Annotated in this window: 14 protein-coding genes and 2 pseudogenes; 4 read left to right on the top strand and 12 right to left on the bottom strand. The window is 73.2% G+C overall.

What is annotated here, in order from left to right; translation table 11 throughout:
- Window positions 1-329: 329 nt before the first annotated feature.
- The 5 genes from IE312_RS17210 to IE312_RS17190 form a co-directional block, all read right to left on the bottom strand.
- The gene (locus tag IE312_RS17210; protein WP_189982688.1) at window positions 330-1,661 is read right to left on the bottom strand and encodes a wax ester/triacylglycerol synthase family O-acyltransferase; all 1,332 of its coding nucleotides are present in this window, start codon (window positions 1,659-1,661) and stop codon (window positions 330-332) included.
- 148 nt (window positions 1,662-1,809) lie between these two features.
- The gene (locus tag IE312_RS17205; RefSeq protein WP_189982685.1) at window positions 1,810-4,131 is read right to left on the bottom strand and encodes a GH92 family glycosyl hydrolase; all 2,322 of its coding nucleotides are present in this window, start codon (window positions 4,129-4,131) and stop codon (window positions 1,810-1,812) included.
- A gap of 220 nt (window positions 4,132-4,351) precedes the next feature.
- On the bottom strand, window positions 4,352-5,572 hold the full coding sequence (gene glgC / locus IE312_RS17200; RefSeq protein ID WP_189982684.1) for a glucose-1-phosphate adenylyltransferase: 1,221 nt from the start codon (window positions 5,570-5,572) through the stop codon (window positions 4,352-4,354).
- 51 nt (window positions 5,573-5,623) lie between these two features.
- A complete protein-coding gene (glgA, locus tag IE312_RS17195; RefSeq protein ID WP_189982682.1) occupies window positions 5,624-6,775 on the bottom strand; it encodes a glycogen synthase in 1,152 nt (383 codons plus the stop codon).
- A 40-nt stretch (window positions 6,776-6,815) separates the two neighbouring features.
- Entirely contained in the window at window positions 6,816-7,598 is a 783-nt protein-coding gene (locus IE312_RS17190; protein WP_189982680.1) for a (2Fe-2S)-binding protein, read from the bottom strand.
- A 228-nt stretch (window positions 7,599-7,826) separates the two neighbouring features.
- On the opposite strand from IE312_RS17190, the gene IE312_RS17185 reads away from it, so the two are divergent.
- Entirely contained in the window at window positions 7,827-9,089 is a 1,263-nt protein-coding gene (locus tag IE312_RS17185; RefSeq protein WP_189982678.1) for a DMT family transporter, read from the top strand.
- On the opposite strand, the gene IE312_RS17180 is transcribed toward IE312_RS17185, so the two are convergent.
- A complete protein-coding gene (locus IE312_RS17180; protein ID WP_189982676.1) occupies window positions 9,079-10,242 on the bottom strand; it encodes a transglycosylase family protein in 1,164 nt (387 codons plus the stop codon). The two genes, IE312_RS17185 and IE312_RS17180, sit on opposite strands and share 11 nt — an antisense overlap.
- A 270-nt stretch (window positions 10,243-10,512) precedes the next feature.
- Between IE312_RS17180 and gnd the strand changes: the two genes are divergently transcribed.
- Window positions 10,513-11,952 carry an NADP-dependent phosphogluconate dehydrogenase gene (gnd, locus tag IE312_RS17175; protein ID WP_189982674.1) on the top strand — a complete coding sequence of 480 codons (1,440 nt, stop codon included), beginning with the start codon at window positions 10,513-10,515 and terminating at the stop codon, window positions 11,950-11,952.
- Between the two features lie 860 nt (window positions 11,953-12,812).
- Here gnd and panD read toward each other — a convergent pair.
- Window positions 12,813-13,232 (bottom strand): aspartate 1-decarboxylase, encoded by a 420-nt coding sequence (gene panD, locus IE312_RS17170; RefSeq protein ID WP_189982672.1) that lies wholly within the window; start codon window positions 13,230-13,232, stop codon window positions 12,813-12,815.
- A 143-nt stretch (window positions 13,233-13,375) separates the two neighbouring features.
- A pseudogene (locus IE312_RS40515) lies at window positions 13,376-13,665 on the bottom strand (cyclic nucleotide-binding protein); the annotation flags it as partial.
- Between IE312_RS40515 and IE312_RS44020 the strand changes: the two are divergent.
- Window positions 13,661-14,232, top strand: a pseudogene (locus IE312_RS44020) (type 1 glutamine amidotransferase domain-containing protein). The pseudogenes IE312_RS40515 and IE312_RS44020 overlap by 5 nt on opposite strands.
- Window positions 14,233-14,282: 50 nt before the next feature.
- Here IE312_RS44020 and uvrA read toward each other — a convergent pair.
- A complete protein-coding gene (gene uvrA, locus IE312_RS17160) occupies window positions 14,283-16,772 on the bottom strand; it encodes an excinuclease ABC subunit UvrA (protein WP_189982670.1) in 2,490 nt (829 codons plus the stop codon).
- Between the two features lie 156 nt (window positions 16,773-16,928).
- On the opposite strand from uvrA, the gene IE312_RS17155 reads away from it, so the two are divergent.
- Complete coding sequence (locus tag IE312_RS17155) at window positions 16,929-18,047, top strand: hypothetical protein (protein ID WP_189982668.1); 1,119 nt, start codon at window positions 16,929-16,931, stop codon at window positions 18,045-18,047.
- 98 nt (window positions 18,048-18,145) lie between these two features.
- On the opposite strand, the gene IE312_RS17150 is transcribed toward IE312_RS17155, so the two are convergent.
- From IE312_RS17150 to IE312_RS40500, 3 genes are all read right to left on the bottom strand, one after another.
- On the bottom strand, window positions 18,146-19,471 hold the full coding sequence (locus IE312_RS17150) for an LLM class flavin-dependent oxidoreductase (protein ID WP_189982666.1): 1,326 nt from the start codon (window positions 19,469-19,471) through the stop codon (window positions 18,146-18,148).
- Window positions 19,468-20,262: an ABC transporter substrate-binding protein gene (locus IE312_RS17145; RefSeq protein ID WP_229899950.1), complete on the bottom strand. Its 795-nt coding sequence runs from the start codon at window positions 20,260-20,262 to the stop codon at window positions 19,468-19,470. Before IE312_RS17145 ends, IE312_RS17150 begins: the two co-directional genes overlap by 4 nt.
- On the bottom strand, window positions 20,259-20,465 hold a 207-nt coding region (locus tag IE312_RS40500), incomplete at its 5' end, for an ABC transporter permease (RefSeq protein WP_368860015.1). The genes IE312_RS17145 and IE312_RS40500, both read right to left, overlap by 4 nt.

The following is a 20,465-nucleotide window of genomic DNA, read 5'->3' as shown; positions in this document are numbered from 1 at the left end:
CCGGACCCCCGCCCGACCAGGGCCCCGCTCAGCGGGCGCAGACCCCCAGCATCGCCCCCCACCGGCCGACTCGCGCCCCACCCGCGCGTACGCACCCGGCGGCGGCGCCGTACCGGCGGCGCGGGCGGGAGCCCCCTGGCCGGGACCGGCCTCAGCGGTCGCAGACCCCCGGCGGCGCGCCCCACACGCCGGCCGAGTCGCGCCCCACCCGCGCGCGTACGCACCCGGCGGCACCGCACCGGCGGCACGGTCGGACCCCGCCCGACCGGCGCCCGGCTACAGCGGGCGCAGACCCCGCAGCGCGCACCGCACCGGCGGCGCGGGCGGGGTCAGTGGTCGCAGACTTCCAGGAGCGTTTTCATCTCGGCCGACACCGCGTGGGCGAACCGGTCGAGATCCGGTACGGCCCGGGCGTCGGCGACCAGCCCGTAGTGCACGCGCCCGCGGTACGTGGAGATCGCCACCGCCAGCGCCTGCCCCGGCGCGAGCGGCGCCAGCGGGTACACCTCCGTCAGCTCGTGCCCGCCCAGCCGGAGCCCGAGCCCGGGCAGCGGCACGCTCGTGACCAGGATGTCGAACCACAGCCGGGCCGCCTGCCCGACCAGCGGCCCGCCCAGCCGGTGGCCGAGGGCCGGCACGTGGTCGGCGAGCAGCGCGACCGCGCCGGCGCCCCGGTTGGGCCCCGCGTCCTTGTTCCGCACCATCGCCGTCCGCACGCTCTCCAGCCGGCCGAGCGGATCGGCCTCGTGCACCGGGAGCCGTATCAGGTATCCGGAGAGCCGGTTGCCCTGCGGCTGGGCGCTGTGCGGGCTGCGCCGGGAGACGGGGATCAGGGCGCGGGGCGCCACGCCCTTGCTGCCGTCGCCGCGCTCGTCCAGCCAGCGCCGCAGCGCACCGGCGACGACGGCGATGAGGACGTCGTTGACGGTGCCGCCGGCGCTCTTGCGCACCCGGTGCACGTCGTCGATGTCGACGACGACCCCGGCGGTGCGGCGGGTGCCGCTGGGGGTCGAGGTGAGCGCGGCGGTCGGACGCATGCCGAGCGTGGACCGGGCGAGCGAGGCCCCGATGTCCAGGGCCCGGCCGACGTCGGACAGCGCGCCCCTGACGAGCCCGGGCACCCGTGAGGGCAGCCGGCGTACGTCGGAGAGCAGGTCGCGGTGCGGGTCGAGGGCGCGGGGCGCGCGCTCGGGCAGGTCGACGGGGTCCAGGACGCCGGCGGCGAGCTTCAGCGCGCGCAGCCCGTCGGCGAGGGCGTGGTGGAACTTGAAGAGCACGGCGAAGGACACCCCGTCCTCGCCGGGCAGCACGTGCGCCTCCCAGGGCGGCCGGCCGCGTTCGAGCGGGCGTTCCATCAGCCGGCCGGCGGCCGCGTGGAAGTCGCCGGCCGGGGCGTGCAGGCGTACGTGGTTCAGCGGGTCGAAGTCCCGGTCGTGCTCGCGGGTCGCGCCGCCGAAGGCGAGCGGCTGCCAGACGTCGCGGATGCGCATGCGCAGGCCGGGTACGGCGGCGGCGCGGGCGGCGAGCAGGTCGGCGGCGTGGGCGCCGGCGGTGGGTGAGTGCGCCGCGAAGACGCCCAGTGCCCCGAGGTGCATCGGGTGCCGGTCGGACTCCATGTTCCAGAAGGCCAGGTCGAGTGGCGTGAGCAGGTCGGAGGTCAAGGGCTTGCCTCATACGTCGGAGACGGGGCGGATCAGCAGTCAATCCCGGCTGAACGATTACGGTCAAGTACGATCAAGTCACGCACAGTTAAGAACGGGTCAAGTCCCGCCGCCATGCAGGGCGGCGGGACCCAGGAGACATCTGAGGTCACCTCAGAACGGGCGGCGCCGCTTCGGGTGACGTACCCCACTCCGACGGGCGCGGGCCGACCGTGAACGCGACCGAGCGCAGGGAGCGCAGCGCACGGGTGGTCAGATAGGTCCGGCCGTGCGGGGTGCCGTCCGTGCGCACGGCCTGGACGTAGCGGTCGGCGGCCGAGGTGCCGGGCGCGGTGACGGTCAGCCGGCCGCCGGGCCAGTAGCGGCGGTCCAGGGCCAGGTCGACCCGCTCGAAGACCGGGGTGGTCAGCCCCCAGGTGTCGTAGCCCGGCTGGACCGGGAAGAGCCCGATGGACGACAGGACGTTCCAGGCGGACATGGTGCCGAGGTCGTCGTTGCCGGTCATGCCGGTGGGGCTGTCGGTGAACAGGGTCAGCGCCGCGTGCACCACGTCCGTGGTCTTCCAGGGCTGGCCGGTGGACAGGTAGGTGTAGGGCGCGATGAGGTCCGGCTCGTTCATCGGGTTGTACACGGCGGCGTTGTAGTAGGCGTACGGGTCGCCGTGCACCCACACCTCGCGGGCGGTGCGCCGCGGGTCGGCGAGCAGCCGGTCGTAGGCGAAGAAGGCGTCCAGGCGGGCGTTGGCCGCACGGGTGCCGCCGATCAGGCCGACCATGCCGGGGACGTCCTGCGGGACCAGCCACTGGTACTGCCAGGGCGTGCCCTCGTGGAAGCCGGTGCCGCGGGCCGGGTCGGCGGGCCCGGTGAAGGCGCCGCCGGCGTCACGGGCGCGGAAAAAGCCGGTGGCGGGGTCGAAGACGTTGCGGTAGTTGCGCGAGCGGGCGGCGTAGCGGGCGGCGTCGTCCGCGTGCCCGAGGCCGCGGGCCATCTGGGCGAGCATCGCGTCGGCGAGCGCGTACTCCAGGGTGACGGAGGCCCCGTGGTGGTAGTCGGAGTCGCCCATCTTGTCCAACGGGCGGTCCGGGACGTAGGGCGCGAAGCCGTGCGCGAGGTACTCGGCGTTGGCCTCCCGGCCGATGCCCGGGTAGTCGGCGGGCGGCACCCCGTCGGCGTTCTTCTTCAGTGCGCGGTAGGCCCGCCCCTCGAAGCCCTTCAGCAGTCCCATCCGGTAGGCGGTGGTCAGGAACGGGGTGACCGGGTCGCCGCTCATGACGTTGGTCTCCACCGGCCCGTAGCCCCACTTGGGCAGCCACCCGCCGTCCTCGTCGACGGCGACCACCGACCGGGCCATGTCCCGGGCCTCGCGCGGGGCCAGCAGGGCGAGCAGCTGGGCCTGGGTGCGGTAGGTGTCCCACAGGGACCAGTTCTGGTAGTACGTGAAGCCCCGGGCGCGGTGGGTACGGCGGTCCCAGCCGAAGTAGCGGCCGTCGGCGTCGCTGCCGGTGTTGGGCGCGAGGTACGACCGGTACAGCGAGGAGTAGAAGGTGCGGCGCAGCGTGGGCGTGCCGCCCCGCACCCGGACGGCCGCGAGCCGGCGCTCCCACTCCTCGCGGGCCCGGTGGCGTACCGCGTCGAAGGACCGGCCGCCCTCGGCGCGCAGGTTGCCGGCCGCGCCGCGCGCGTCGACGTACGACAGGGCGGTGGTCGCCTCGACCGTGCGGTCCTCGGTGGTGTCGAAACGGACGTAGGCACCGCCGGACCCGCTGCGGGCTCCCGGGGTGACGGTCCCGCCGTCCCAGGTGCCGTAGGCGGTGAAGGGCCGGCTGAAGCGGGTGATCGTGTACACCGTGTAGGGGCCGGTGTCCCGGCAGAAGCCGTGGCCGGTGATCTCCGTGCGCACGGTCCGGTCGTCCAGGATCCGCACCGAGCCGCTCACCGGCTTGTGCAGCGACTGGGCCGCGTTCAGCAGGACGTTGGCCTTGTCGGTGGCCGGGAAGGTGTAGCGCTGCACGCCGGTGCGGGCGGTCGCGGTCAGTTCGGCGCGGATGCCGGAGGCGAGGCCGACCCGGTAGTAACCGGGGCCCGCCTCCTCGTCGTCGTGCGAGAAGGCCGCCGCGTACCGGGCGTAGTCCGTCTGCGTGACGTCTCCGGTCGTGGGCAGGACGGGCAGGTCCCCGCCGATCCGGCAGCCCACGCCCGACAGGTGCACCAGGGAGAAGCCCCGGATGCGGTTCTGCGTGTAGTCGTAGCCGGTGTTGTGCCCGGTGTCCGGGGAGAGTTGCACCATGCCGAAGGGCACGGTGGCGCCGGGGAAGGTGTTGCCCTCGTTCTGGGTCCCGATGAACGGGTTGACCAGGTCGGTGAGGTGGCCGTCGGTCCGCTCGGCGGCCCGTGCGGCGGGGGTGGCGATCAGCGCGGACGCTGCCATCACCCCGGCCAGGCACAGCCGCGTGCGCCGGGTCCCTCTCATGTCGGATGACCTCCGCAGGTTGGACATCGTTGCCTGCATCCTGGACGGCGGAGACCGAAAACCCGGGCATTCGTGGATATTTCCATGGAGCGCGTCGCGCGGGCGCGAGGGCGTCACGCGGGCGCGAGGGCGTCACGCGGGCGCGAGGGCGTCGCGCGGGCGCCGGGGCACGGCTTCGGTTCCGGTCCCGACGCCCGTCACGGCATCCGCTCTGCGTCCGCTACGGCACCCGCTGCCCCTTGCCCAGCGCGATGACACCGCCCTTGGAGACGGTGTACAGCTCGGCGTCGCGCTCCGGGTTGACGCCGATCGTCGCACCGGGCGGTACCTCGACGTTCTTGTCCAGCACGGCCCCGCGCACGACCGCGCCCCGCCCGACGTGCACGTTGTCGTGCAGCACCGAGCCCTGCACGACCGCGCCCGGGTCCACCCGTACGCCCGGCGAGAGCACGGACCGGGTGACCTGGCCGCGGATCAGGCAGCCCGCGCTGATGATGGACTCGCTCGCCATGCCACCGGCGTTGAAACGGGCCGGGGACAGTTGGTAGGAGTGCGTGTAGATGGGCCACTGCCGGTTGTAGAGGTTGAACGCGGGGCGCTCGGCGATCAGGTCCATGTGCGCCTCGTAGTAGGCGTCCAGCGTGCCCACGTCCCGCCAGTAGCCCTGGTCGCGAGTGGTCTCTCCGGGCACGTGGTTGTCGCTGAAGTCGTACAGTTGCGCCTCGCCGCGCCCGGTCAGCTGGGGCAGGATCGAGCCGCCCATGTCGTGCACGGACTGGCTGTCCTCGGCGTCCCGGTGCAGCGCCTCGACCAGGACCTTGGTGGTGAAGACGTAGTTGCCCATCGAGGCGAAGACCGACTCCGGGTCGTCCGGCAGGCCGGGCGGGCCGGCGGGCTTCTCCAGGAAGCGCTCGACGGTACGGCCGTCCCGGCCCGGCGTGATCACCCCGAAGGAGGAGGACTCCGCGCGCGGCACCCGGATGCCGGCCACCGTCACCCCCGCGCCGCCCTCGATGTGCTGCGCGAGCATCTGCCGCGGGTCCATGCGGTACACGTGGTCGGCGCCGAACACGGCCACGTACTCGGGCTGTTCGTCGTGGACCAGGTTCAGGGACTGCAGGATCGCGTCGGCGCTGCCCAGGTACCAGCGCGGGCCGAGGCGCTGCTGGGCGGGGACCGGGGTGACGTAGTTCCCGAGCAGGCTGGACATCCGCCAGGTGGTGGTGATGTGCCGGTCCAGCGAGTGCGACTTGTACTGGGTCAGCACGCAGATGCGCAGCACGTCGGCGTTGACCAGGTTGGACAGGACGAAGTCGACGAGCCGGTAGGTGCCGCCGAAGGTGACGGCCGGCTTGGCCCGGTCCGCGGTCAGCGGCATCAGGCGCTTGCCCTCACCGCCCGCCAGCACGATCCCCAGTACGGAAGGCCCTCCGCGACGCATGGCCCGCTCCCCTCACCGTGGTTGAACCATGATTGCCCCGAGCGGACCGGACTAAGCCTGTTTGAGGATCTCCTCGTAGAGCCGCGCCGTACGGCGGGCCACCGCGTCCCAGCCGAACTCCCGCACCGCGCGCTCCCGTCCGGCCTCCCCCAGCCGCCGGGCCGCGTCCGGGTCGCCGAGGACGCCGTCCAGTGCCCGGGCGAGCCCGGCCTCGAAGTCGTCGTCCGCATCGACCAGGAGACCGGTACGGCCGTCGTCCACCACCTCGGGGATGCCGCCCACCCGGGACGCGACGACCGGCGTGCCGCAGGCCATCGCCTCCAGGTTGACGATGCCGAGCGGCTCGTACACCGAGGGACAGGCGAACACCGCCGCGTGCGTGAGCAGTTGGACGACCTCGGCGCGCGGCAGCATCTGCGGGATCCAGAAGACGCCCGCCCGCACCCTGCGCAGCTCCTCGAACAACTCCCGGAACTCCCGTTCGATCTCCGGGGTGTCGGGAGCGCCCGCGCACAGCACGACCTGGGCGCCGGGGTCGATGTCCCGCACCGCGCGCAGCAGCTGGGGCACGCCCTTCTGCCGGGTGATCCGGCCGACGAACAGCACGTACGGGCGGGCGGGGTCGACGCCGTGCCGGGTGAGCGCGTCGGTGCCGTGGTCGGGACGGTACAGCCGGGTGTCGATGCCGTTGTGCACGACGTGGACCCGGGCCGGGTCCAGGGCCGGGTAGCAGGCCAGGATGTCCTCCCGCATGGCCCCGGACACGGCGATCACCGCGTCGGCGGCCTCGATCGCGGTGCGCTCCGACCAGCCCGACAGGGCGTACCCGCCGCCGAGTTGCTCGGCCTTCCAGGGGCGCAGCGGCTCCAGCGAGTGGGCGGTGACCACGTGCGGGACGCCGTACAGGAGCTTGGCGACGTGCCCGGCGAGATTGGCGTACCAGGTGTGGGAGTGGACGAGCTCGCGGCCTTCGAGCGCGGCGGCCATGGCGAGGTCCACGGAGAAGGTGCGCAGCGCGTCGTTGGCGCCGTCGAGGACGGACCAGGGCCGGTGGCGTACGACGCCGGCCCCGCGCCCCTCGCCCCAGCAGTGCACCTCCAGGTCCACCAGGGCGGCCAGCTCGCGGGCGAGGAACTCCACATGGACCCCGGCGCCGCCGTACACGTCCGGGGGGTACTCCCGGGTCAGCAGTCCCACTCGCACCCGGCAACTCCCTGGTCTCGGCGGCACGACCCCTTCATGGTCACCCAGATGTGCCGTCCGGGGAAGAGCGCGGCGGCCGGGTGAAGCAGCAGTCGCCGCAGACCCCGCCGCCGGGGACCCGGTAGTACAGGCAGCAGCTGCGCCGGCGGAAGGCCGTACCGGTGCGGCTGCCCGTGGTCTCCAGCAGGGGATGGGCGAAGAGTTCCCCGGTGAGCGCGCGGGCGCGGGCCGCCACGTCGGTACGGCCGTGGGCGCGGGCCCAGCGGCCCAGTTCCCGGGCGGTCGCGGCGAGCGCGGAGCCCGCGTTGCCCCACAGCAGGCCGGCCGCGACGCCGTAGCGGGCCCGCAAGGTCGCCGCCAGGGGCTCCAGATGGCCGTGCAGCACGGTCGCGGCCAGCGTGGCCGCGTCCCCGGGCAGCGGGCGCGGCCCGATGAGCCACAGGTCGTCGGGGGCGGTGGCGCGGGCGTCCCAGCGCAGCAGCCGTGGATCCAGGTCGGGCACCCTGCCGTACAGGACGGCGCAGCCCAGGGCCGCCGACCACAGCCGGGCGGCCAGCCCCTGGTGGGCGAGGGAGGCGGCGACGCGCGGTTCGGCGGTCCGCAGCCGGCCGGCGACGGTGGCGACCCGCAGGGCCAGCGGATCCCGCCGCGGGTCCGGCGTGCCGGCCCCGTAGCCGTCCGCGAGGACCGGCAGCCGCCAGGGGCCAGCACCGGCCGCGCGCGGCGGCCGGGACGGGTCCGCGCCGGCCGGGTGCGGCAACGTGCGCAGCACGAAGAAGCCGCCGAGCGGGCGCAGCGCGGCGAGTTCGGGGTCGAAGTCCACGACAGGCACTAGTACCAGGCGTGCCGTCCGGGCGAGCAGGCGGGTGCGCGCCCTGCGTCACCCCACCAGGGGATGATCGCCCGACCGCCGTACTCCATCGGCAGTAGGACGCATTGTGTGCTCAGGGACGACGACGTACGGGGCGCGGGCGGGCAGAGTGTGAGCCATGGAAGCCGACCGCACGCCGAGCCGGAGCGAGCGCGCCCGGGGCACACAGAGGAGACCCCGATGAGCGCCCTGGCCTTGTCCGTGCTCCTGTCGGTCGTCTCCGCCCTCGCGTACGCGGGCGGAGCGATCGTGCAGGAGCAGGTCGCGGTGTCCGCCCCCGGCAGCGGGTACCTTCCGCTGCGCCGGCCCGGCTGGTGGGGCTCGCTGGGGCTCAACGGCCTCGGCGGCGTGCTGCACGTCGTGGCGCTGGCCTGCGGACCGCTCAGCCTGGTCCAGCCGCTGGGCGCGCTGACCATCGTCTTCGCGCTGCCCATGGCGGCGCTGTGCGTCGGCCGCCGGGCCGGCGCGGCCGCCTGGCGCGGCGCCCTCATGGCCACCGTGGGCCTCGCCGGCCTGCTGTCCCTCGTCGGCTCCTCCGCCGCGCACTCCCTCGCCCCGGCCCAGCGGCTGGCGGTCGCGCTGGTCACCGGCGGCGCGGTGGCGGCGCTGCTGTGCGCGGGCCTGGCCGCGCACCGGCACCCCGCGGTGCGCAGCGTGCTGCTCGCCACGGCCTCCGGGATCGCCTTCGGCATGTCGTCGGTGTTCACCAAGACGGTGGCCGTCGACTGGACCCACGGCATCGGCCTGGGCGGTCTGTCCTCGCTCGCGGTGATCGCCCTGTTCACGCTGGCCGGCGTCCTGCTGTCCCAGGCCGCCTACCGGGGCGGCGGACTCGCCGCTCCGCTCGCCACGCTGACGGTCGTCAATCCGGTGCTGGCCGCCGGGGTCGGCATCCTCATGTTCGGCGAGACGTTCCGCTACGACACCACGGGCACCGTGCTCTCCCTGGGCTGCGCGGTGGTGGCGGCGGGCGGGCTGATCATGCTGACGACGGAGCGGATGGAGCGCACGACGGCGACCGTCGAGGAGTCACCTGCCGGGGGAGCGCCCGCCGAGGGCTCATCCGCGGTCCCTGCCTCCGCTGCCCCCGGCGCCCCGTCGCCGGCCACACCTCCCCCGGCGGCCTCCCCGGCGGCCTCCTGGCCGACCCCTCCCCCGCCGGCGGCACCGGAGAGCCGCCCCGCGGTACCCCGGCAGCGCGGGACCGCGAGCACCGGAGCGCACCCGTCCGAGCCCGCCGCGTCCACCGGCACGGGCACCGGACCGGCGCCGGGCGGACCGGCACTGCCGTCGGCGTCCGCGCCGTTCCCGGACGGGTCCGGCCCCGGCGCCCCCGCACCACCGGCCGACGGCGCGCTCCCCCCGTCGTACACCGTGCCGCCCCGGAGCGTCCCCGTCCCGCTGTCGGTCCTGGAGCGGCACCGCAGCCGCGTCAGATCCTGACGCCGCCGGCCCGCAGGTAGGCGAGCGGGTCGATGTCCGAGCCGTATTCCGGCCCCGTCCGCACCTCGAAGTGCAGGTGCGGACCCGTGACGTTGCCGGTGGCACCGGAGCGGCCGATGCGCAGGCCGGCGGTGACGCTCTGGCCGACGCGCACGGAGATGGCCGACAGGTGGGCGTACTGGGTGTAGCGGCCGTCGGCGTGCCGGAGCACCACCTGGTAGCCGTACGAGCCGCCCCAGCCCGCGGCCACGACCCGCCCGGCCGCCACCGCCCGCACGGAGGTGCCGGTCGACACCAGGAAGTCGACGCCGGTGTGGTAGCCCTTCGACCAGTGGGACCCGGCCACGTGGTAGCCGGTGCCGACGGACGCGGTCACCGGGGCGACCACGGTGTGCCGGGCCGGCGGCGTCGTGCGGTGCCTGCCGGGGTGCTCCGAGGGCGCCTTCTTCCTCGGGGGACTCGGGGCCTTCGGGGGTGCGCCGCGGGTGGGTGTGCCGTTCAGGCTGATCCGCTGGCCCGGCATGATCAGGTCGGGATCGGCGCCGATCGTGGCACGGTTGCCCGCGTACAGGGCGTGCCAGCCGCCCGGCACGTGGTGGTCGCCGGCGATGCCGGAGAGGGTGTCGCCGTGCACCACGGTGTACATCTCGGCGCGGCCGGCCCGGGACTGCGGGGTGATCTGCGGCTGCACGTCCTTGACGGAGCCGGACCTCGCCGAGCCGGTGCCGGCGGGCCGCGCGGCGTGGGTCCCGGTGTGCGCGTCGGGGGCGGGTCCGCCCCGGCTGAGCCCGGCCCGTACCGAGCACACCGGCCAGGCGCCCGGCCCCTGCCCGTCGAGGACCTTCTCGGCGACGGCCGTCTGCTCGGCCCGGGTGGCCTGGTCGGCGCGCGGCGCGTACCGGGCGCCGCCGTACGCCTCCCAGGTGGACTGGGTGAACTGCAGTCCGCCGTAGTAGCCGTTACCGGTGTTGATGCTCCAGTTCCCGCTGGACTCGCAGGCGGCGACCTTGTTCCAGGTGGCCGCGTCGGCGGCGTGCGCGGTGCCGGCGGCGACCAGCGGGAGCGCCAGGCCGGCGCCGCCGGCCGTGACGGTGAGTGAGGCGCGGTTGATCCTGTTCGGCTGGTACCGGCGGTGCCGGCCGCGTACGGCCATGTGCGAATCCCCTCGGCATGCGTCAGGAGCGGCAAAAGTAAGCGCCACGAACAGGCCATGACAAGACGGTGAATCGGCCTCCTGCCCGGTGCAAATGGCCGAGAACGGACCCTTCTTGCGCCGACGGGCCGCTGACTGAGGCGGAAGGCGGTCCCGCCGCGTACACATGCGTGGCGGGTCGGGTGTGCGCCCGCCGTAGCGGCACGTCAGGATGGGCGAGGACCCGTACTGACGGAGCCGTAGTACACGAGGCAACAGGGAGCAGGCGGTATGAGCACTTCAGCGCAGATCGGCGTCACGGGCCTCGCGGTCATGGGCCGCAACCTCGCCCGGAACTTCGCGCGCAACGGCTACACGGTCGCCGTGCACAACCGTACGGTGTCGCGGACGAAGTCGCTGGTGGAGGAGTTCGGGCACGAGGGCGACTTCGTCGCGGCCGAGACCGCCGAGGAGTTCGTGGCGGCCCTGGAGCGCCCGCGCCGCCTGGTCGTCATGGTCAAGGCGGGCCGTCCGACGGACGCGGTGATCGAGGAGTTCGCCCCGCTGCTGGAGCCCGGCGACATGATCATCGACGGCGGCAACGCGCACTTCGCGGACACCCGGCGGCGCGAGCGGGAGCTGCGCGAGCGGGGCATCCACTTCGTCGGTACGGGCATCTCCGGCGGCGAGGAGGGCGCGCTGCACGGCCCCAGCATCATGCCGGGCGGTTCGAAGGAGTCGTACGAGTCCCTGGGCCCGATGCTGGAGAAGATCTCCGCGAAGGCCGCCGACGGCGCTCCGTGCGTGACGCACGTGGGTCCCGACGGAGCCGGGCACTTCGTGAAGATGGTCCACAACGGCATCGAGTACGCCGACATGCAGCTGATCGGCGAGGCGTACCAGCTGCTGCGCGACGTCGCCGGGTACACGCCCGCGCAGATCGCGGACATCTTCCGCACCTGGAACACCGGCCGGCTGGACTCGTACCTGATCGAGATCACCGCCGAGGTGCTGTCCCACGTGGACGAGGCCAGCGGCAAGCCGTTCGTGGACGTGGTGGTGGACCAGGCCGAACAGAAGGGCACCGGCCGCTGGACGGTGCAGATCGCGCTGGACCTGGGCGTTCCGGTGTCCGGCATCGCCGAGGCGGTCTTCGCCCGCTCCCTGTCGGGCCACGCGGCGCTGCGGGACGCCTCCCGGGGCCTGTCCGGACCGAAGCCGTCCGCGCTGGGCGAGTCGGAGGCGGCCGCCTTCGCCGACCGGGTGGAGCAGGCGCTGTACGCGTCCAAGATCGTGTCGTACACCCAGGGCTTCCACGAGATCGCGGCCGGCAGCGAGGAGTACGACTGGGACATCGACCTCGGTGCGGTCTCCGCGATCTGGCGCGGCGGCTGCATCATCCGCGCGGCGTTCCTGGACCGCATCCGCGCCGCGTACGACGCCCAGCCCGGCCTGCCCAGCCTGCTGTCCGACGAGACGTTCGCGCGGGAGATCGCCGAGGCGCAGGACGACTGGCGCGAGGTGCTGGTCGCCGCGACCCGGCAGGGCGTGCCGACGCCGGGCTTCGCCGCGGCACTGGCGTACTACGACGCACTGCGGGCACCGCGGTTGCCCGCGGCGCTGACGCAGGGGCAGCGCGACTTCTTCGGGGCACACACGTACCGCCGGGTGGACCGGGACGGCTCCTTCCACACGCTGTGGGGCGGGGACCGGTCGGAGGTGTCCGAGTAACGCTGTGGGGTGCGGCCGGTCGGAGGTGTCCGCGTAGCGCTGCGCGGCGGGGCCGGTCGGAGGCGTCCGCGTAGGCGCCGCGGGAGATTCGGGCGCGGGAGCGGGCCGCCCGTCGCTGCCGCTCGGCGCCGGACCGGGAGCGGGTCGGCACGTCCCGCCCGACCGGCGACGGCCCCGGCGACGCGCGACCGTGCTTCCGGGCGCGTGTCCCGCCCGCACGGCGCCGAGGTTCCCGCTCGCCGCGGGCCGGTGTCCGCGCGGTGTCCTGGGTGAGAGGCGGGCCGGGCCCCCGGCTCGCCGAGGGCACCCCGGACGCCAGTCGGCACCTCAGGCGAGTGCGTGGGCCCCGTCTCGGGCCGTACCGGCGGGACCCGGGGGCCCGTTCGCACGCGGCGCGGCGCCTCAGGTGAGGGGCGGGCCCGGTTCCGGGTCGGGTACGGGCTCGGGGCCCGGCGGGATCGGGGAGGGGGACGGCCCCGGGGGCCCCGGGTGCGGCGGGGCCGGAGGCGGGGTCGGATCGGGGCCCGGCGCGGGCGGGGTCGGCTGCGGGGCCGGCTCCGGCGGCGGGACCGGGCTGGGATAGGGGTCCGGCGGGGTCGGTGTCGGGCCCGGACCCGGTGTCGGGCCCGGCGGGACCGGATCGGGGTGCGGGTTCGTCATGGTGTCCTCCGGGCAGTCACGGCACGTCGCCTCTGGACTACTCCCCCGCCTACCCGTCGCCCGCGCGAGCACTCACCCGACGGCAGCACCGAACACGTCCAGGCGGGTGCCTGCGGGCGCACGACGACAGGCGCCTTCCGAGCCGCGCGCCCGATCACCGACCCCGTACGCCGCCGCTCGGCACGCTCCCGGTCCGCCGGTCAGGCCCCCACGGCCTGCGGGCTGCGCTGCTGGTCGGAACCGGGTACCGGCTCGGACGGGTCGGCACCGAGGGACACGATCCGGTTGTCGGCGTCGACGTGCACGACGCTGGGCCGCAGCTCGCGTGCCTCCGCGTCGGTGACCTGGGCGTAGCTGATGATGATCACGAGGTCCCCGGGGTGCACCAGATGGGCCGCGGCGCCGTTGATCCCGATGACCCCGGATCCACGGGCGCCCTCGATGACGTACGTCTCCAGCCGGGCCCCGTTGGTCACGTCGACGATGTGCACCAGTTCCCCGGGCAACAGGTCGGCCGCGTCGAGCAGATCGGCGTCGATGGTCACCGATCCCACGTAGTGCAGGTCGGCCTGGGTGACGGTGGCGCGGTGGATCTTGGACTTGAACATGGTGCGCAGCATTCAGCACTCCCGGAATTGGCTCCCTGCCTGCTTTGTGCAGGTCAAGGGCTGTTCTCTCACCCTACAACGGCCCGCCACCAACGTGGTTCCGATGCCCGGCCCAGACTATAGAGCCGTCCACCGGAGGCACATCGAGATCTGTGTCACCTCGGCGTCGACGCGGAGGACTGGTCATGCGAGCCACGCGGACTCCTTGCGACGTATGCGCGGAGGTGCCGGTGCACGTAGTGGATGGCCATGGCGCCCTCACCGGCCGCGGAGGCCACCCGCTTCACCGAGCCGCTACGGACGTCCCCCACCGCGAAGACCCCGGGCAGTTGGTCTCCAGGGTCATGCACGAGCGCCCACGGCCGTGCCACACCTCGGGGCAGGCGCCGGCTTCCTGGGCCTCCGGCCCGGTGAGGACGAAGCCGCGGGAGTCGAGGGCGATGACACAGGAACTCCGGGGGATGCGGGTGGGGATCCTGGCCACCGACGGCGTCGAGCGCGTGGAACTCGACCAGCCGCGCGGCGCGCTGCAGGGCGCAGGGGCGAAGACCGAGATCGTCTCGCTCCACCACGGCGAGCACGGCGAAATCCAGGCCCGCCAGTTCGACGTCAACGCGGCCGGAACCTTCCCGGTGGACCGCCTGGTCGCCGACGCTCCGTCGACGACTACCACGCCCTCCTCCTGCCCGGCGGCACCATGAACCCTGACCAACTGCGCATGGACCACGACGCGGTGCAGTTCGTCAGGGACTTCATGGCCAGCGGGAAACCGGTCGCGTCGATCTGCCACGGCCCGTGGACCCTGGCGGAAGCCGACGCCGTGCGCGGTCGCCGCCTGACGTCCTGGCCCAGCATCCGCACCGACCTTCGCAACGCCGGCGCGGAGGTCGTCGACGAGGAGGTGGTCGTCGACGGGCAGTTGGTCACCAGCCGCGGCCCGGCCGACCTGCCCGCTTTCTGCGCCGCCGTCGTGGAGCAGTTCGCCCGGGCGCATCACCCCATGCCCGGCTGACCCGGCGGCCTGGTCGCAGGCGGTGGGTGACCCCGCGCCCCGAAGCCGGCTCACCGCTGCTCTGCCCCTGGGGCAGGACGCGCGAGCCGGGCCGCGAGATAGGGCGCGGTGGCGCTGCGGCGGGCCTTCGCCACCTTGGCCGGCGGACCCGCCGCGACGACCCGCCCGCCCGCGTCGCCGCCGCCCGGACCGAGGTCGATGACCCAGTCGGCGGTGGCGACCGTGTCCAGGTCGTGCTCGACGAGGACGACCGTGTTGCCGGCGTCGACGAGCCGGTGCAGCTGGCGCAGCAGCAGCGCGATGTCCGCGGGGTGCAGTCCCGCCGTCGGCTCGTCGAGCAGGTAGAGCGCGTGCCCGTGCCGGGCTCGCTGCAGTTCGGTGGCCAGTTTGATGCGTTGCGCCTCACCGCCGCTGAGTTCCGTCGCGGGCTGGCCCAGCCGCAGGTACCCCAGTCCCACCTCGCGCAACGTCTCCAGGCTGCGGGAGGCGGCCGGGACGGCGGACAGGAACTCGGCGGCGGCGTCGACGGACAGCCCCAGTACGTCCGCGATGTTCTTGCCGCGGTAGGTGACTTCCAGCGTTTCGGCGTTGTACCGGGCGCCTTCGCAGGTCGGGCACGGCGCGTAGGTGCCGGGCAGGAACAGCAGTTCCACCGCGACGAACCCTTCGCCCTGGCAGGTCTCGCACCGCCCCTCGGGCACGTTGAAGGAGAACCGCCCGGCCGAGTAGCCGCGTGCCCCGGCCTCGTCCGTCGCCGCGTACAGCTTGCGCACCGCGTCGAACATCCCGGTGTACGTGGCCAGGTTGGACCGGGGCGTGCGGCCGATGGGCCGTTGGTCGACCAGGACCAGCCGGTCGAACGACTCGACCCCCGAGGCGTCCTGGACGTCTACCTCCAGCTGTGCCTCCTCGGGCTCCTCGGGCACGAGTCCGAGGTGGCCGCGGACGACTTCGGCGAGCACCTGCGTCACCAGCGTCGACTTCCCCGAACCGGACACGCCGGTCACCGCCGTCAGTACGCAGAGCGGTACGTCGAAGGACACGTCGTGCAGATTGTGGCGGGACACACCGCGCAGGTGCAGCCAGCCGTGCGGGGTGCGCGGGCGGTGTTCGAGCGGCCGGGCGCGCCCGAACAGATACTGGCTCGTGGCCGATTCCCCGACCCGCTCGAGACCGGCGACCGGGCCGCTGTACAGCACGCGTCCGCCGCCCTCCCCCGCACCGGGGCCGATGTCGACCACCCAGTCCGCCCGCCGTACGACGTCCATGTCGTGCTCCACGACGAACAGCGAGTTGCCCGCCGCCTTGAGGCGGTCCAGTACGTCCAGCAGCGGTTCCGCGTCAGCCGGGTGCAGGCCCGCGGAGGGTTCGTCGAGGACGTAGACGACGCCGAACAGCCCAGAGCGCAGCTGGGTGGCGATCCGCAGGCGCTGCGCCTCGCCCGGCGACAGGGTCGTCGAGCGGCGCCCCAGGCCAAGATATCCCAGGCCCAGGCCGAGCAGCACCTCGATCCGCGCGACCAGGTCACCGCAGATCCGGACCGCGACCTCGGTCGTCTCCCCGGATCGGGCGGTCGACGTGGTGGCGTCGGCCTCGGACCGCCCCGCCACGGGCCGCAGGAGCGCCACGACCTCGGTGAGCGGCATCGCATTGACCTCGGCGATGGAACGCCCGGCGAAGGTCACGGCGAGCGCCTCGGGCCGCAGTCCGCTGCCGTGACAGGCGGGGCAGGGCACGCTCCTGACGAACCGCAGCGCCCGTTCGCGCATCTTCTCGCTCTTGGAGTCGGCGAGGACGTGCATGACGTGCTTGCGGGCGCTCCAGAACTTCCCCTGGTAGCCGTAGTCGACGCGGCCCTCCTCCGGCTCGACGTACACGGAGGGCTGCTCGTCCGTGTACAGCAGCCAGTCCCGGTCCCTCTTCCTGAGCTTGCGCCACGGGCGGTCGATGTCGATGCCCAGGCCGTTCACGACACTGCGCAGGTTGGCGCCCTGCCAGGCGCCCGGCCAGGCGGCGATCGCCCCCTCGCGGATGCTCAGCGAGGGGTCCGGGACGAGCAGGTCCTCGGCGACGTCGTGCACGACGCCCAGTCCGTGGCACTCCGGGCAGGCGCCGGCCGCGGTGTTGGGTGAGAACGACTCGGCGTCCAGCCGTGCGGCCCCGGGCGGATAGGTGCCGGCGCGGGAGTACAGCATGCGCAGCAGATTGGACAGCGTGGTGAGGGTGCCGACCGTCGAGCGCGAGCTGGGCGCCCCGCGCCGCTGCTGCAGGGCCACGGCCGGTGGCAGTCCGGTGATCTCCTGCACGTGCGGTGCGCCGACCTGTTGCAACAGCCTTCGGGCGTACGGTGCCACGGACTCGAAGTAGCGCCGCTGGGCCTCCGCGTAGAGCGTGCCGAACGCGAGCGAGGACTTGCCCGAACCGGAGACGCCGGTGAAGGCGACCATCGCGTCCCGCGGAACGTCGACATCGATGTTCCGCAGGTTGTTCTCACCGGCGCCCCGTACCCGCACGAAGGAGTCGTTCGCGTCCTTGTCCACCGTTCCTGATTACCCGATCGCGCCGGGAACCGCGCGACAAGGCGCCGTCACCGCCCGCACCTGCCGGCGGGTGCCAGCGTGTCACGCGGCGTCGGCGCCACCTCGGGGGCATCCTGTGGCCACGTGCGATCGCGGGGCAGCCGACGACAAGGAGCCATGCGGGTGTCGTCTCAGGACGTTACGGTCGTGGCTCTTCTGGCGGACCCGGATGCGCCGACGGAGATCGCGCAGCGCATGGCCCGGATGCTTCCCGATCGGCTCGCCGACAGGTCGGGCCAGGGACGACGGTTCGACGTCGAGGTGGTCAGTGAGCCCTTCACCGCGGGAACCGAGGACCTGTCCACGTTGACGCGCCGGATCATGGACCGCGCAAGCGAGGGGAACTGGGACATCGTCGTGGCCCTCACCGACCTTCCGCTGCACTCACAGGGGCGCAAGCTCGTGGTGGATCTGAGTCACGAACACGGCCTGGCGCTGCTGTCCCTTCCCGCACTGGGGGGCTTCCGGCTGCCGGCCAGGGCCCGGCAGGCCGTGGAAGAAGCCGTGCTCAGCCTGGCGGGCCTGCGGGCCGGGCCCGAGGGGCCTCCCGGAGGTCAGCCGCTGCGCGGGCCCTTTGTCAGTCGTCTCGCGCCCATCCGTCCGGGCCAGGTCGGTGAGGAGGAGATCGCCGATCTGCGGTACGTCGTCACCGGGCCGCGCGGCTACCTGAGGGTGCTCGGCGGCATGGTCCGCGCCAACCGGCCGTGGCGGTTGGTGCCGGGCTTGTCGAAAGCCCTGGCGGCCGCACTCGCCACGGGAGCGGTCGCCACCGTGAACTCCACCATCTGGGTCCTGGCCACCTCCCTGAGCACGCCACGCCTGGTGATCGCCATGGTCGGGTCGGTAACGCTCATGATCGGCTGGCTGATCGTGGACGCGAACCTGTGGCATCGGACGGATGAGGTCTCGCCGGAGGCGGGCAAGAAGGCGGCTCTCTACAACGCCTCGACGGTCGTGACCGTGGGTATCGGCGTGATCATCTGCTACGCGGGCCTGGTGCTCATCAACCTGGTGTGGGCACTGTTCATCCTCAACGACCGGCTGTTCGCTGCCACGACACGGACCGCGCTGCACGCCACGGAGTACTGGACGCTGTCCTGGTTCGTCGCTTCGGTCGCCACGGTGGGCGGCGCGCTGGGATCGGGCCTGGAGAGCGACGAGGCGATCCGGGCAGCCGCCTACTCCAAGCGCGAACAGGAGCGTCGCAGCGCGCTGCAGGACGACCGCGGTGACTAGCGGGTGACCTCGGTCGGAGGTCGCAGCGCGGGTGGACTCCCGCCGCTCCGGGAAAGCGAAGCGGCGGGAGTCACGGGCCGACCGCCCACGGGAAGGGGTCAGCCGTGGAACTGGTTCGCCGGGACCGGAAGGCCGTAGTGCCCGCGCAGTGTCGTGCTCTCGTACTCCTCCCGGAACAGGCCCTTGCCGCGCAGGATCGGCAGCACGTGCTCGACGAAGGCCGCGAGGCCGGACGGCAGGGCGGGCGCCATGATGTTGAAGCCGTCCGCAGCACCGCCCTCGAACCAGGCGATGATCGTGTCGGCGATCTGCTCGGGCGTGCCGACGAACTCGAAGTGGCCGCGTCCGCCGCCGAGCCGGGAGATGATCTGGCGCACCGTCAGCTGCTCGCGCACCGCGAGGTCGATGATGAGGTCGGAACGGCTCTGCGAGCCTTCCAGCTTCGGCCGGGCGAGGATGAAGTCCGGCAGAGGGTCGTCGAGTGCGAAGACCGACGGCTCGGTCTCGAACACGGCGGCCAGCTGGCGCAGTCCGTACTCCGGCACGCGCAGCTCGTCGAACTGCCGCGCGAGCGCCCGGGCCTCCTCCTCGGTCGACCCGATGTACGGGACGATGCCCGGCAGGACGATCACACCGTCCGGGTCGCGTCCCGCGGCCCTGGTGCGGGCCTTGATGTCGGCGTAGAAGGCGGCGGCGCGCTCGTACGTCGTGTGGGCGGTGAAGATCGCCTCGGCGTGGCGGGCGGCGAAGTCCTTGCCGTCCTCGGAGGAGCCGGCCTGGACGAGCAGCGGGTAGCCCTGCGGTGGACGTTCGACGTTGAGCGGGCCGGCCACCTTGAAGTACCGGCCCTGATGGCCGAGCCGGTGCAGCCGTGCGGGGTCGGCGTAGCGTCCCGTGGCCCTGTCCGCGAGGACGGCCTCGGTCTCCCAGCTGTCCCACAGCGCCTTGGCGACCTTCAGGAACTCGTCGGCGCGGGCGTAGCGCTCGGCGTGGCCCGGGCGGTCGTCGAGGCCGAAGTTGGCGGCCTCGTCGGCCCCGGCCGAGGTGACGATGTTCCAGCCGGCACGGCCTCCGCTGACGTGGTCGACGGACGCGAGCCGGCGGGCGAGGTTGTACGGCTCGTTGTAGGTCGAGGACACGGTCGCGATGAGGCCGATCCTGCTGGTCGCCTGGGACAGGGCGGTGAGCAGGGTCAGCGGTTCGAGCTGGCCCGGCGGCCGGAACTCGCCGGTTCCGATCAGGGCGGGGCCGTCCGCGAGGAACAGCGAGTCGAACTTGGCGTTCTCGGCGAGCCGGGCCAGCTCGATCCAGTGCCGGAGGTCGAAGTCGGCCCGTGGGTTGCTGTCCGGGAGCCGCCATGCTGCTTCATGGTGACCCGCCTCCATGAGGAAGGCGTTGAGGTGGAGCCGCCGTCTCGCGCTCACGAGGCGACCTTCAGCTTGGAGCTGTCGTAGCCGGCCGGGAGGAGGTTGTCGGTGATCGACTTGACGTCGACCTTCTTGGTGATCTGGCCCGCGTCCAGGAAGGCGTCGGCGAGCTTCTGTTCGGCCGCGATGTCCGCGGTCTCCACCGGGGTCACGCGGGTCTCGAAGGCCTTCACGGAGGCCTTGGCGTCGTCCAGCGGGATGCCCTCCTCCTTGGACAGGGCCTCGGCGTACTTGTCCTCGTGCTTGATCGCCCAGGCGAACTCGGTGGCCAGGCGCTTCAGGACGTCCGTGAGCGCCGCCCGCTTCGCCTTGTCGTCGAGCGACTTCTCACTGGCGACGTAGTAACTGCTCGTCTGGTCGATCGGCGGCAGCCCCTTGGCAAGGATCCGTGCGCCGTTCTTGACCGCGATCGCGGACTGGGGATTCCAGATCGACCAGGCGTCCACTTTGCCCGTGTTGAAGGCCGTGGCGCCGGCCGCCGGGTCGAGGAAGACCAGCCGCACGTCCTTGGGGGTGAGACCGACGCTGTTGAGCGCGTTGAGGGCCAGACCGTGGGCCGAACTGCCCTGCGGGACGGCGATCTTCTTGCCCTTGAGGTCCTTGAGCGTCTTCAGTGGCGACCCCTTGGGAACGATGATGTTCTCGTTGGACTGGGTGGGCGTGAGCGAGCGGTTGACGGCGACGACCTTGAAGCCGTACTCCTTCGCGGCACCCGTGATCGGCGGGACGTCGCCGACGCTGCCGAGGTCGATGTGCCGTCGGGGCTGCGCCGTGATCGTGTTGCTCATGACGCCTCATAACCGGGGCGCCACCGCAGCAGCACCCGCTCGAGAGCCCGGACGAACTGGTCGGCGAGCAGACCGAGGAGCGAGTAGATCACCAGCCCCACGAAGACCTGGTTGGTCTGCAGATAGGTCTGCCCCTGGGTGATGAGGAAGCCGAGTCCCTTGTCGGCGTTGACGGTTTCGGCGGCGACGAGGCCCAGGACGCT

This window comes from Streptomyces capoamus (assembly GCF_014654935.1).
Classification (GTDB): domain Bacteria; phylum Actinomycetota; class Actinomycetes; order Streptomycetales; family Streptomycetaceae; genus Streptomyces; species Streptomyces capoamus.
This window is presented reverse-complemented; position numbering and strand designations above follow the sequence as displayed.